Here is a 14,866-nt window from a genome sequence, read left to right as displayed (position 1 = left end):
TTGTCTTCGAACTTAGAATTGTACACTTACTCCCAATGAATAGGTTCTTCTACTTGGATAGCCGTTTGAGCCGTCACGTCCCACACCTGTTACCAATTCTGGATCTGGTCCGGAATAATTGCTAAACGTATAAACATTGTTTGCCGTTAGATTGATGCGTGCAGACGATACGCCAAAACGACGCGCCCATCGTCTGTCAAAATTGTAGCCTACTGTGATCGTGTTAATTTTCACATAAGAGCCATCCTCCATAAACATAGTTGAATTGTAACGATAAGGATTATATAATGTCAAACGTGTAAAATCCGAAACATTGGGATAATCTGCGTTGTCACCTAATTGGCGCCATACATTATAAGCATCCAATGGAACATAGGCTCCAGGGGCGCCATCACCGTAGTTCTGGCCACTTGGATCCGAATAGTTCCGGAAACGATCCGTTAAGGCTGTATTTAAGATATCACGGTCTATGGTATAAGATAATTGCGTACGCAAAGACCAATTTTTATAGCGTGTATAGAGGTATAAACCGCCTGTAATTGCTGGCTGTGAATTACCGACATATACTAAATCATTTTCGTCGAGCACATAGTCACCATTTAGATCTGTAAAAATGGGATCGCCCGCACGGAAGAACTTACCTTCGTTCATTTCTCCTCCTGCCCGGTAACGCAGTCCTGTTAGCGGATTGACCGGTACTTGATCATCAGCTTTATAAACTCCTTTATAATCATACAAGACAAAAGTAAATGCATTACGCCCTAGACGGAAGAATTGAGGAAGATCGTATCCTGATCCATCAGCCTTTACCAGTTGACGTGCACCATCGGGCAATGAGGTTACATAATCCCTATTTATTGCAAACGTTGCATTTGCATTCAGTTCCCAATCCGAATTCGTTAATTTTGGTCGATATTGAATACTCAGCTCGTGGCCTTTGTTCACCATTGCTTTCTCGTTTGTCAATACATTTCTGAACGCATTATGATTTGCAATTGGTTTTTTATCTAAGATTTTATCCGATTGCTTGTAATAAGTTTCATAAGTAATATAGAGGGAGCTATTGAAAAATCCAAGCTCAGCTGCGGCCGACCATTGTGTTGTCGATTGCGGTACTAATCCCGTATTGGGGGCAATTTCTAGATCCAATGATGTCGTCGGTCTATTGTTGTAACGACCGTCGTCAATCTTATACCAACCGTAGATATCCGACAAGGTGCCCGCTGGAGAAATTGTCCGACCTACCGAACCTCTCAAGAAACCTGTATCCCACCAATCCACGTTTTCCATAAATTTTTCTTTCTTGAAATTCCAACGTAAACCAGCTGAAGGATTCTTGGTCCAAGGTGTTGCACCTCCGGTCAACGAACTACCATCGACACGGTAAGTCAAATCAAGAATATACTTTGAATCGTAGTTATACGAGAAACTTCCTGCATATGCCACTGATCTAAAATTATTCAATGAGTTTAACAAACCGCCAAGCGTTTTTCGTGTATTGTAGCTAATTCCCGTTTGAAATTGATCATTGGCTGTTCCGCGAATTTTCGATAAGTCTTCTGACGACGCAGATATTTCCATTTCCGTGAATCCATAGACACTAAAAAGATGTTTCTCTTTAATTGCCTTCACATAAGATAGTTGATTCCGGTTATAGACTTTACTTTTGTTGCTATAATAACTGTATACCTCTGAAGAGTTGCCTAAAAGTATCTCTGGTGTATAACGATCTTTTGTCGAAGTTGTATAGTTATAGTTTAAGGTAACGGAAGCACGTACATCTTTAATAGGTACATACTGCAATTCCAATTGTCCTAAATAATTCCCGGTTTTATTCTGGTCATCCACACCCAATGCCGATAACGCCCCCATACTTCCAGAAAACAGGGAAGGTGATGGATACAGCGAGGTTGTATTAACCGATTTACCTACCCCCGTCTGCATCAATGCATTTCCTGAGCCCATCTTATTTTGTGCCACATTGACATTGATGTTGGTCATCATTCTGAAACGATCGCTCGGCTCATACTGCATATTGGAAGTCATTGTATATCTTTTAAAACCTGTATTGGCGATGATACCATTTTCATCATAATAGTTCATATTGGCTTTGTAATTGAATATACGCTCTCCACCAGAGATACCAATATTATGCGTCTGATTCATGGTATTGCGGTAGAAATAAGATTGCCAATCCGTTGAGTTATTATAATAGGGATTCAGGGAATCGGCCAATATTGGTGAATCGTTGATACGGCGCAGCGCTGCAGCCAATGTCGTATCATTCATCAGGATTTGCTCCAAACGAACCATACGCTCGCCCTTACCACCAATCACGCGACGCAATTGCGGCACTGCCGACAAGAAAAACTGACCTTGATAATTTACGATAGGCACTTTTGAATTACCACGCTTGGTACGCACCTGAATAACGCCATAGGCACCCCGCGATCCATACATTGCTGTTGCCTGCGCATCTTTCATAACGGTAATATCTTCGATATCTTCTGGCGGAATCATGGAAATTGGCGACACACCGGGGCCGGCTGTTTCAAATCCATATTCATAACCCGAGTTGTCATCGATAGGGACACCATCAATAACGAATAATGGTGATGTCGGTGTTACAAACGTATTGTCACCACTACCTGAAACATTAAAGCTAGACATCCCACGCACCGCCATCGTTCCGCGCATACCAGGACTTCCTGTATTGTTCTGTATATTTAAACCAGCGACCTTACCCTGCAACAGGTCAACGAAGTTACCTGAAGGAATATCCTGTATTTCTTTACCGGAGATTGTTACTACAGAACCGGTCAATGTCTCTCTTTTACGTTGTTGATATCCCACGACAACAGTCTCTTCGAGTTCCTGAGCCGTACTTTCCAAGGTCACGTTGTACTCCTTTTTACCAGCGACGATCGTATACTTCTCCGAACGATAGCCCTGATAGGAAAATACCATCACCCCGCTGTTCGGAACCGAAATCACAAACCGTCCATCTTCTCCAGTTTTTCCCAGATCTCGTCTTGGGTTTTCCAACCGTATAGAAACGCCACCGAGCGCTCTATTATCATTTCCTTTCACAAGCCCCTTGACCATGGTCTGGGCCCATGCCTCCCCCACCAAAAAGGCGCAAATGAAAGTTAATATTATGCTAAATTGTTTCATAATCTTTAAGCTAATTAGTCCGTCCATCATCAGTCAAATTTTGGCGTTTCATTGGTGAAGCGAAACTGTATCTCCCAATCTCCTTCTTCGTAGATCGCAAATGGCATCTCGATCCCACAATCTTCAAGAAAACCAAACTGCCCTCTCCTGCGGAATTTGAAATTCATCACGGCATAAGTACCATCGCTTGAAGTATAGTCGGTTTTGATCGGTGCCAATGGAATAGGATAAGCAACGTCATAAATCACTTTACCATTCTCAAATCTATGGTTGAAACCATGCACTAATTTACCCCATTCTGTTGCTGCAAATTTCTTCACATCAATTGGACGGTTTAAAGAGTCTAAGAAGCTTATGGTCAAGGTTCTACTCCCCGTCCCCTTACTTTCCAACTTATTGAAATACACATTAATTAGTCCTGGATAAACAAATTGATTTGTTCTTTCACCATACAAATTGGTTGTCCTGCTGGGGTGCGTATAGGGCAGGGGCGATAAGCCTGTCACCGGATCCATGATACTCGGCTCAAAAGCACGTTCACGATAAGGTTTTAATTTGAAATTCCGCAAATATCTTCGTCCCCCTGTGTTACTAACTTCAATATCAAACACATAACCTGAATCTGGTTGTGCTTTGACGAAATTTGAATTTACGGCCTGTCCCCAAAAGTTTATATTGCCTGATTTCTCAAGAATCTCGAGAATAGGACGGTATTCCACTTTCCGTTTACTTTCAATTTCTGCGATGGATTTCTCTTCACCACTATATGATTTTGTCCAGATTTTTACCGGAAATTTATCTTCAAAAAGTGTTGAAAGCTGCCCATCAATATCACGCACGTTCACAATTTTAAAGTTGAGCGGCTGAGAGGTATTCTGCCCTATATTGACAATATTATTATAGAAGGTATTTCTTCCTAACAATGGCATAAATTCGTTGGTGCTATACACCACGTCAGTACCCAGTGAGTCTTGGTCATCCGGAATATACTTATTACATGAGGCTAGCATGAAAAGTCCCATCCCGAGCACCAATAACTGTTTTGCCGATTTTAATATTTTCTTTTCCATGCTATTTGTTTAATAATTTAGCGAGTTTACTAAATCCGAAATTATGGCTTGGAGCTAGGACATGTAACATTCCATTTTGGGTACGGATATTCACCACAGATGTTGCGCTTTCCTGCCAGTAGCGTTGAAAAATAGATCTATTCATGTCACTCAATATGATTTGTTGCTGACCACCACCTATAATCCCCGAAGCTGATGTCACCTTATATTTTAAGGTCATATTATAATCGTCGATGGCTTTAATCACTTTCCCTTCAACAAAATCCCGCAGGTAAGGTGTATCGTATTCACCATCAAAGGCATAATGATAAGTCAAGGAATCAAGGATCAATTGTGGAATGTCTTCGAGATAAAGCGGGGATCTATTTCCCGCTTTTCGTACACCGTTCATGGCATCCAAGGCATTCGTAAAACTGCTGTTCGTCATTGCGAAAAAGGTCGTTTTTGCATTAGCATCTTTCAACTTAGCACGTACCGAAGGAACACGATCCAAGACTAACAACAAGGAGTCATAGGTATTACCCTGTGATTCCAAAAATTCCAATGAGGTTCCATCAAATTCCGTATACTTAACTTGAAAATCTTCGTAATAGGTATTCCCTTTTTTACAACTAGCAATGCTCAGTAGCAATACGATTAGCGATAAGCCTAAAAAAATATGTTTGTTTTTCATGATTATCTATTCTATTATTTCCAATATGAGTTTTGCACCAGTTTGGAGTTTCTTTCCAGTACATCCGAGGAGATCGGCCAATAGATTCCACCTTTCTGGATCAAATCGTTCATGACAGGATTATTTTTCTTAATTTTTGCCAGACGTATTTGATCGTACCATCTCCAGCCTTCTCCCATCAATTCCCGTCTTCTTTCCAAAAAGATCTCTTCCAACAAGTCTTTTGGCGAGTTGCTGATATAAGGCTTTAGACCGCGTCGCTCTTTAATCACATTGAGGTACTTAATGGCATCATCACGCTGATTGAGAACCGCTTTGGCTTCTGCTTGCAGCAAGTAGATTTCTTCAAGGCGCGTAAAAACCAAGTTCGATCCAAAAATGGAAAAATCAGAATCGCCACTGCCATTACGAATAACCTTGATCTTACTAAAAATTGGAATATCGCCGTTGTAATTAGTAAAGTAGTTGGTCCGCACTAATCCTGATACGGAGTCAATACCAAAACGGGTGTCGTTGACGTCATCAAACAATTTATTAATCGTGTCTCGGCTCACATAGATATCCGGTTTAGCTTTGGTGACAATCGGATAACCTAAAGTCAATGATTCGATATGACCTGTGTTCGTCGCTTCGCCCAATTCGTAGGAAGAGCGAATCGCTAAGATCTGTGCGCGCGTGCTAGGCCCAAATAGACCATCGGTCGGATTCACCAATGCTGATGTGGTCAATAGTTCAAGATTCGCTTGTGAATAGTTGTCGATAACAAATCGCGAATATACCTCCGCATTGATGTATTTTCCTTGCCAAGCCGCTACGTGTGCCAATAGGGAATAGGCTGTTATTTTGTTGACCAAAACACCAACCCATGTACTATAAATCTCGCCATAATAGCTCTGTGTCCCTACAGCATAACGGTAAGGTAAATCCTGTGCAGCGGCTAATAGTTCGGTTTCCGCGAAAGCTAAAACTGTTGCTTCGGTCGATCGTGCAAGTTCTACAAAGGAACCATTATCGTAAGAATCTTTTAGTAACGGAACATCGCCCCAGATACGGACCATATAGAAATACATCAGGGCACGGATAGTACGTGCTTGTGCAACGTCGTATTTCATATCCCGTTCTGTGTATCGCTTATCTTTCGCCATCACCTCGGGTGCGCGTTCGATAAAAAGTGACGCTGCATTGATGACTGCATAAAATCTGCGCCAGTCTGTAAGGTCCTTTAGCAAAGGATAGGCTGATCTCAGTTTATTTTCTTGGACGACACGAAGATCGGCCCTTGAATAAGGTGTAAAGTCACCGTAGCGCATCTCTCCATACACCCAATGCCCGTAGTTATCAACCAATGCGGCCCGCATCAGGCCATAAATGCCCATTAAGTGCGCGCGCGTATCAGATATGGATTGCCATTCCAGTTTCTCGGATCCGAGATTGGAAGCGACAATATCCAATTTTTTATTACATGAGCTCGTAAAAGCAGTGATACCCAGCGCCATCACGAATATTACCGCCCATCGATTATATCTTTTCATACTCTTTTCTACTATTAAATTATTACAGCTCTAACTTAACACCTAAGGAAACCACTGGGGACAATGGGAGTCCATAACCTGTATAATATCCATTAAAATCTATCAGTTCGGGATCCGCTCCTGAGAACTTAGAGACCGTCAATAAATTGGTACCTGAAACGTAAACATAAGCTCTACGAATAGTCTTCATCTTGTCTTTTACATTGTTCAATTGAGCAAGATCGTAGCCTAAAGTCAAGGATCTCAACTTCAAGAAAGAAGCATTTTCCAGAAACAGATCTTGATCCACGCGGTAGGCAACAATCGGGCTCCAAGGATTGTAAATCGGGTATTTATTCAAATCAACATCTTGCTGCCAATGAAATACTTCGCGAATCCCATCCAATGAATTGGTATTTTCGGTATTGATGAAGTTATATTTATTGGAAGCACGTTGATTCAGGGCCTTATGTCCAAGGGCAAAATACCATTGCATATTCAGGTCAAAGCCTTTGAATTTGAAATAGTTTTGAAATGAGCCTGTCAGTTTAGGCATGGCATTTCCTTTCAGGACACGATCTTCGTCATTGATTTTAAAATCTCCGTTCTGATCTTTCCAGATGGGATCCCCTGCTGCAAAATCCACACCGTCAAACTGTATTTTCTGTCCGTTTTGAACTGGGATACTCGCCTCGGTATCATAAGATCCTCGATTTTCGTACAACCAAAACTGATCAATGGCCTCGCCTACTTTTAATAAGCGATTACCCACTTTCAGTTGCTTGCGTCCTTCTGGAAGAGCTGTCAATTTATTTTGATTGTAATTTAGATTGAGGGATGTATTCCATAACAATGTCTTAGGATTAGACAGCACTTTCGCAGACAGATTGAGATCCACGCCCGTATTTTTTACACTTAATCCATTGACAATCTGCCCAGAATAACCATATTCAGCAGGGATAGGTGAATTAATCAATTGATTTACATCTTTCTTTTGGTATAAGGAAACTTCAAAATCAATTTTCTTATCCAATAGTGTTCCATCAACGGTCAATTCGGCATGATCTGTATAAGGCCATTTGATATCATAACCAACCCAACCTTCAGAATAAGGTCTGGATGCGACAGCAAAACCGTTATAGGATACTAACGATTTTTCAGATCCCCAATTTAGATCAGCGGTATAATTTGGGCCAATGGCAAATTTACTTGTAAACACTGGTTTTCCAATTCGCGCCCAAGAGGCCTTTACCCCTAAATGGTTAAATAAATTGTCCTCATTTTCGGGAATCAAATGATATTTCGCAGCGAAAGAAGGTGTCATCAACCAACGTGAATCAGGTTGCATTGTTGAAGATCCATCATAACGTAAAACTGCATTTAAGTCCAGTAGATTTTTATATTTATAAGCCGCGGCCAAATACAGGGAGTGCAGTCTAAAATCTTCGCGATTACTGTACCTATTGACATATAGTCCCCCAATTGGCACTAAATAACTTCCTTTTTGAGGATCGCCATCAACAACGTTAACCTTGATAAAATCGTTTGGACCATCGTAGGCACGTGCATAATTGTAACGGTACAGGTCTTGTGTATAAGAAGATCCTAAGGTCAAATCCAATTTATGCTGTTCTTGAAATTCGAGATTGTATTCCAAGCGGTTATTGTACACCAAACGTTGGTTAAAACCAAAATAACTTGACATATAGTTATTGGTTTCCATCAATGAACCTGGAAAAAAAGCTTGTCTTGCACCCTCAGAATAATCAATTCCTAAGGAAGTATTAAATTTTAGGTTCCTGAGAAAATAAAGATCTAATGTTACCAGCGAATTTAAGAAATTGACCGTATTCTTATCCAAGGCCGCTTTATAGATATCTAGATACTGTGCATACATATCCTTAGCTGGCGAAATTGGCACAGATAAATCAGGTACATAAGAAGCTTCGCCAAATCGGTCTCTGAGACTGCGATTACGATCTCTCAAACTACGGCTTGCATTGATTGTGGCACCAAAATTCAACCATTTAAAAGGAGCCATATTAACGTTAAACAAGGCATTGTATCGCTCAATATTAGTTTTGTCAGCCGAACTTGCATTCTTGGTATACCCGCCTACGAACGAAAAGTTCGCACGATCATTACCACCACGTATACCTAAACTTCCACCATAGATCGGTGTAGTTTTATAATATTCTTCAGTCCAATTCGCTGGCCCATAATAATTTACATTAGTCGAGTCGCTCAGATATCCTGGGTAATTCAGACGGTCAGTAGCTGATCCATATTTGTTATAGAATATCGATCGGAACATATTCTCATATTGCGCATTTACGGGGGTTACTACGGGTTTTGTTGCCAGCCCCACATATGTATTAATGAAAATTTGACGTTCCCCCTCTCTACCTGGTTTTGTCAGGATCCAGATTGCACCATTAGCTGCTAGCGGCCCAAGTCTTGCTAATTTAACTGGATCTTTTATCACTTCGATAGACTCTACAGTTGCTAGGTCAATACCTGCGAAATTGTCGGTTCCAGGTCCAATACGATTAAACTGATACTGCTGAATTGAATAGGCAAAGTTGTTGTCTCTTGCGATGGGTATTCCATTGACAAATACTGCTGGTTGCACATTAATCGCATCTTTGATTTCGAATAATGGCGATCCCAATCCCCGAAGTACCATATTCTTTGGCGCTCCTGGTTCGCCCGTCGCTTCTTGTACGTAGAGACCGGCAACTTGCCCTTTTAGAACCTCTGGAATACTGACAACTGGCAATGTTTCAACGTTCCTTAAATTGAGACTGTCTTTGACACCCTGCTTTTGCAATAAGGTGGCCAGTCGGCCTTTAAGTAATCGCTTGTCTACCTCACTGATTTCAGAAGTATCTTGTTTTGAGGCCCAAAAGTTAAGGTGATTAGCCTTTACATTTGGAAAGATAGGGACAAGAAATAAAAAACAAAATAGTCTTTTCATTCGATTTTATGTCTTTAGGCATTAAAAAAAATTGGTATTATTCGGCTAACAAATAAATTCAGTTTCGGCATTAATTAGGTTGGACTTTGTGTCCTGTAAATAATTGATAGTATGTAACAATGATATAATAATATTTCTAAAGTCATACATAATAACAATAACGAAATCGATTGCGCAATTGAAGCAAACGATTGCGCAATTTATTCCTCATTGTCTATAAATAAAGTGGTTTTATAATTTTATAAAAAAAGTTCTCGTGGTCATTCTATTTAATTAAAAATCTGAACGTTTTCAGTTAATACTTTTATAAATTATTTTTTACGAGATGATGAGTGTGTTGGTCCAAGCGATACAAGGGATAAAGTCAAAAATATTTAAACCCATGATGATCCGAATTTGTATCGCAAAAAATGTGAGTAACTGATCATGCGCCTCCTGCTGATTACCTTAGGAATTGACTTAAAACAAGAAACTCCGAATTGCGAAAAGCAATTTGGAGTTTCTTGTTTTATTATATGTCGTCAATACTAATTATCTCTTAGCGCAGTAAGATCTACTTTGGGTTGAGGCAGGTTCATATTCTTAATAACCTTCTTACATTCATCAACCATTTCCTGTGTCATCGTATACGTATACTTTCCGTAATCATCATACTCCAATGTGCCGACATAAAAGAAGCCATACTTATCAAAGAAATCCGTTAGATCTACCTTGGCAATCTCACACGCTGTTTTGACAAAGTTTAGTTGATGAACAGCTGGATTCCGCTCGCCCATCATCCGATCGGCACTCCAATCCGAGCGCCCTCTTCGCGACAGTTTATTCTTATTCTGCTGACGAAAAGCCTCAAACAGATCGGCATAAAAATCTGGATGCTTTCCAATTCCCTCAAAATATAACTGTAATTGCCAGAAAGGAATCAAACGGTTAAATACATCAGGATCGGATAAGTAGGAGATTTTCTTCTCAATGATACTGGCTTTGGCTTTTTCAAAGTTATTCTGCTCGGAAACCCGTGTTTTATTACCAAATGATCGTGTTACATACAGGGAAAATAGATTGTTGCTCACTTCACCCAGTCCACCCCAATTAAACATTGGTCGCGTTTGATGCACATGCCCGACTTCATGACTAAAGCCCCAGCAGGGATCTCCTTTGATTACTGACGCGGGATCAACAACCATACGCATTGCATAACCGACTTTATCCCCCATGTAGGCAACACCGTCTCCATCACGAAACATATAATAATTATAGTTGACCCGTGCAAGGATACGATTCTTAGGAACTTTCTTATATTTTTCCAAGCCCATCAAACGATGCTGCCTGAACACCAGAGAATCATAATTGCGAATAAGTTCAACGCCTCTTCCATAAGCATATTTCTTCATTGCCTCGATGGGATAAGCTGTTTGTATATGTTCACCTTTGGCATCCATAATGGGGAATACCGCATGATCAATCAAACTATCCCATTCTTTATTCCCCTGTGTTTTAAGATCAAAGTAACCGTTTACCTGTCCTGTCGGAAAGTGAACCGTAATCGGATTTTCTTTTTCAGGTTCGTCTGAGAAATAATCGATATAAGCTAAACTTCCAAAATCGTTGAGCTGAATAATGTTCACGCCATTATGCAGCCTAAATTCTTGCTTTTCTAGCCCCCAGCCTTTCGGATCTTCAGTAGGTTTGGCCGGATCTGGAGCCTTACGCAACCAATTTGGTACCACTAGGCTGACTTCTTTGCCATTTTCAATCCCATCTACAATGACAATATGCCGTCCCTTTGGCAGGTAGACGCCAGTCATATTCTCATACTTGCTATAACCATCCCCGATACTCAACTGATGCCCCAAGGTCGACGGGTTAAGCAAGGCAGAATAAGTCGCGAATCTATAGTTTTTACTGTAATTGCCAGCTAGCATCGCTAAGGCTGTTCTACGCAATGTGGTATCCACCATTTGATTGATCTGCTTTTTCTTAATACCTTTTTTTAATTTTAACGCGAGCGCATCTTCAAACACGGAAAGATCTGCATAGGTCTGCTTAACATCTTGGGCAGATTGTGCCATTAGATTTGCACTCATCAATAGGCCTACCCCTAAAGCCATATATTTATTTATCATATCGATTGCTACTATTTGGTTGTATAATTAAAAGTTTAGTTATTTACAACTTACCTGCTTATCCACTTGGGTGGGGCCATTTGGGATAGTGATGTCTTTTTAAGCTTGTAAAAAGGTTTTGCTATTATATTAGAAAGGAAGTGTGTTAAAACACACTTCCTTTCTAATATAATAGCAACGGTATAACTAGTTTACCCGTACTACCTGAGGGACAATAACCTCTACTTGATATGTGCCTGGCACAAATGCCTGAAAAGAAAATCTTGCATTACAAGAGTATGTGTTGTAAGGGAGTTCTAGGCTATCATCAAACTTGACATATGGGGCCGGAATTCGATAATAGTAATTAAAGCCGTTACCTAATGACACCAATGGGAAAGGTAGCACACCGTAAACAAACTCCATCCGATCGTCAAATAAAGTCGTTGAAATAGAATAATCCTGCATCGTTTGCAAGTATCCTCCTGCCGTCCCCGAATTAGGGCGTCTTGCGATTTCACCTTTTTTAGGATTGAACGGAACACCATTTTTATCTACTATTTTCACGACAACTTTATTTTCTCCGGAGCCCAAATAGGTCACTTTAATATGACTAGCATTACTTGGGATAGATTTTGTGGTCGTTTCGGCACCTACTTTCATCGCGACTGTTGATCTCACTGCAGGGACATCAAAATATGGAGCTTCAACCAATTTGAACTCACCAATAGCTGGGTAAACCCTCGTACCAACGGCATTCTTTATTTCTAGGTCAAAAACATAATGACCTTTAGGAAGTTTCAAGGTATTTGGTGTAGACTCAATTGCTCCAGAAAACTTATTGATACTTAACGCCGTCATTACCGTATCTTTCTGTTTTGCGGCAATTAAAGCCAAGGTGGTATCAACCTTAGAATCATATAATTTTTTCCATATTTTGATAGGAAAAGTTTGCAAGAAAACATCTGTTACATCCTTTCCTGTTTCCTTTTCGTACACTTTCAACAACTTAATTTCAATAGGCTTACTCGATCCAGCGGGATTTATTGCTGTGGAAACTGTAGATCTTCCCATTTGAATTTCTATGGGAAGCGTTTCATAACGGATTATGTCGCTTAAATTGCCTTCTGGAATTTTCTTACACCCGATTAACGAAAGTGCCGCCAATCCGATACTATATAATAATTTACTTTTCATAGTCATTAACGATAATAGAATAAAACATGGGAATTACTTAATACATGTACCACGCCTGTAGTTGTTTGTACATTTGAGGTCTGAATCAATGTACGACTACCAACCGGCGGAACAATAGACCCCACATCGAAATTATCTCCAATTTGTTGGTATAAATAAGTAAAGAACACTACTTTGGGAATAACTGTAGAATTCTGATTATACCCCAACGCTGGATCCCGCGTCTCCTCGTAGGATAGTATAAAATTTCCATTTTTGTTATTTTTGTACTTCTTCCCTTGAGCAGTTAATCTATCATTTGTTAATTGTTCTTTCGTTATATAGATATCAATTGAATCGGCAAACCGTCCCAGCTCATATTTCAAAATGGAGTCTACCGTCCACATTTTTTTAGGATCTACTTTTTGAACTTGATTCGTCCGCGCCTGCACATAGTTATAAATATCGTAATCTGTCGGTGCAAAAAACGTAACTCCTTGCGCATTGATCTTATCCTTAACACCTGCCTTATCAATCAGCATCAATACCGTATCAAAAACCCCATATTTATTGCTCTTCATCCAATCATAGGTCGTCATATTAATCTTTGGATTATGAAGATCGCCACCAACAAAATAATCGTTCTTTTTGCATGAACTAATAGCTAGTATGACACCAAGCAAGCACGCAATATTTAAAATAATCTTTTTCATAATTTTTTTGATTAATGATTTTTCCACCAAGGGTTCTGTGTCAGCAATTCATTTTGGGGCAATAGATTACGCATATCCAACGGCCAAAAATATCCTTTATTAGCAATTCTATCTGCCGAATAATATGCCGAATATTCATCAAATTGCTCAAACATATCCATTCTTATCAGATCGAATTGTATAATCCCCTCTCCTATTAATTCGCGCCTACGCTCCCTAAATATTTCATTGAACAATTGCTGACCTGAAACATTAATATCCTTAAGCCCAGCCCTTTTTCTTATTGTATTTAAATCATTTAGAGCTAAACCGGATTTTCCGTTTTTATAATAGGCTTCAGCTCTTAATAAAATTATATCCGCCAATCTAATGAGAACCAAATTATTACTTACGGCATAATCAGTTAAATTATCTCTATAAAATACTACATCGTCATATTTCCGGATAGATTTCATTTTGCCATCATTTGGCATTGGTAGTGATATTGAATCCAATCTTGCTTCTGCTTCCTTAAATTCAGATTCTAGAAATTCAGGTTCAATAGTCCATACAGAGCCATTTCCTTTTCCTGGTATGCTTACACTCGACAAAAAGCGGTTAAAGAAGTCCTTACTAAATTCATTGCCACTCTCACTGTAAAGCATGTTCAATTCAAAAATTGATTCCTTGGAATTACCTTTCCAAATTTTGCGGTAATCTTTTATGTCCTCAAGCGCATAATCAAATTTCAATGTTTCATTCGCGTATTTTTCGGCATTGACATAATCATGCTCCCAGGCATAAATTTGTGCCATTAAGGCGTTAGCCGCTCCTTTAGAAGCAAAACTTTTTGAAGAACCCTGCTCAAGGTTTGATATCACGTATGCTAGGTCTTCTTTACAAAAAGCCAACGTCTCCTTTTCTGGACTGCGCATCATGTCGGCAATATTTTGCGGATCTTTAAAGGTCTCTTTGACCAGGAGTACATCTCCCCAAACACGCTGCATATAGAAATAAGTATAAGCTCTCAAAAATTTTGCATTTGAGATATACTGTTTTTTTTCCGCATCACCCCCTTCAAACATTTTAATATCCATTGCATCTGTTTGTTCAACAATGAGGTTACACTGATTAATAATTCCGTAAAAACGTGTCCAGTTCCATAAACTACCCTCCAGGTAGGGTGCATAGCTAAATTTATAACCTCCTGCCCTGGCAAAAGAAGTCATATTCCAGTCATCACCTGCTGGTTTAACTATTCCCGCAGCAATATCACCAAATAGAAAATAACTTCGATCTGATTTAAGAGAACTACGCAATAAAGCATATGCGCCAAGCGTTGCTCTATTTACATTTTCTCCGTCTTTCCAAAAGACCTCGTCATACGTACTATTTTCTGGTTTCAAATCAAGATATTTCGAACAAGAGGAATTAAAAAGTATAATTCCCGATATCCCGATTAATGATAATATATATTTAAATTTCATTTCG

Annotated in this window: 9 protein-coding genes; all 9 read right to left on the bottom strand. The window is 39.7% G+C overall.

All coding sequences use genetic code 11. The annotated features are described in order from the left end of the window. Window positions 1–12: 12 nt before the first annotated feature. The 9 genes from ABDW32_RS13400 to ABDW32_RS13360 all read right to left on the bottom strand — a co-directional run bounded on the left by ABDW32_RS13400 (window position 13) and on the right by ABDW32_RS13360 (window position 14,862). On the bottom strand, window positions 13–3,174 hold the full coding sequence (locus tag ABDW32_RS13400) for a SusC/RagA family TonB-linked outer membrane protein (RefSeq protein WP_343563184.1): 3,162 nt from the start codon (window positions 3,172–3,174) through the stop codon (window positions 13–15). 29 nt (window positions 3,175–3,203) lie between these two features. Then, entirely contained in the window at window positions 3,204–4,244 is a 1,041-nt protein-coding gene (locus ABDW32_RS13395; RefSeq protein ID WP_343563182.1) for a DUF5007 domain-containing protein, read from the bottom strand. 1 nt (window position 4,245) lies between these two features. Further along, window positions 4,246–4,917, bottom strand: a complete 672-nt coding sequence (locus ABDW32_RS13390) for a hypothetical protein (RefSeq protein WP_343563181.1) — start codon at window positions 4,915–4,917, stop codon at window positions 4,246–4,248. A gap of 14 nt (window positions 4,918–4,931) precedes the next feature. Further along, window positions 4,932–6,449 (bottom strand): RagB/SusD family nutrient uptake outer membrane protein, encoded by a 1,518-nt coding sequence (locus ABDW32_RS13385; RefSeq protein WP_343563179.1) that lies wholly within the window; start codon window positions 6,447–6,449, stop codon window positions 4,932–4,934. A gap of 22 nt (window positions 6,450–6,471) precedes the next feature. Then, on the bottom strand, window positions 6,472–9,405 hold the full coding sequence (locus ABDW32_RS13380; RefSeq protein WP_343563177.1) for a SusC/RagA family TonB-linked outer membrane protein: 2,934 nt from the start codon (window positions 9,403–9,405) through the stop codon (window positions 6,472–6,474). Between the two features lie 527 nt (window positions 9,406–9,932). Then, window positions 9,933–11,528 carry a M60 family metallopeptidase gene (locus ABDW32_RS13375; protein WP_343563175.1) on the bottom strand — a complete coding sequence of 532 codons (1,596 nt, stop codon included), beginning with the start codon at window positions 11,526–11,528 and terminating at the stop codon, window positions 9,933–9,935. A 186-nt stretch (window positions 11,529–11,714) separates the two neighbouring features. Further along, the gene (locus ABDW32_RS13370) at window positions 11,715–12,704 is read right to left on the bottom strand and encodes a hypothetical protein (protein ID WP_343563173.1); all 990 of its coding nucleotides are present in this window, start codon (window positions 12,702–12,704) and stop codon (window positions 11,715–11,717) included. A 5-nt stretch (window positions 12,705–12,709) separates the two neighbouring features. After that, a complete protein-coding gene (locus ABDW32_RS13365; protein WP_343563171.1) occupies window positions 12,710–13,396 on the bottom strand; it encodes a hypothetical protein in 687 nt (228 codons plus the stop codon). An 11-nt stretch (window positions 13,397–13,407) separates the two neighbouring features. Continuing rightward, entirely contained in the window at window positions 13,408–14,862 is a 1,455-nt protein-coding gene (locus tag ABDW32_RS13360; protein ID WP_343563169.1) for a RagB/SusD family nutrient uptake outer membrane protein, read from the bottom strand. Window positions 14,863–14,866: the final 4 nt, after the last annotated feature.

Origin of the sequence: Sphingobacterium sp. (genome assembly GCF_039596235.1) — a bacterium.
In the GTDB taxonomy this organism is placed as follows: Bacteria; Bacteroidota; Bacteroidia; order Sphingobacteriales; family Sphingobacteriaceae; genus Sphingobacterium.
The sequence above is the reverse complement of the archived record's forward strand: the minus strand, read 5'-3'. Positions and strand labels throughout refer to the sequence as shown.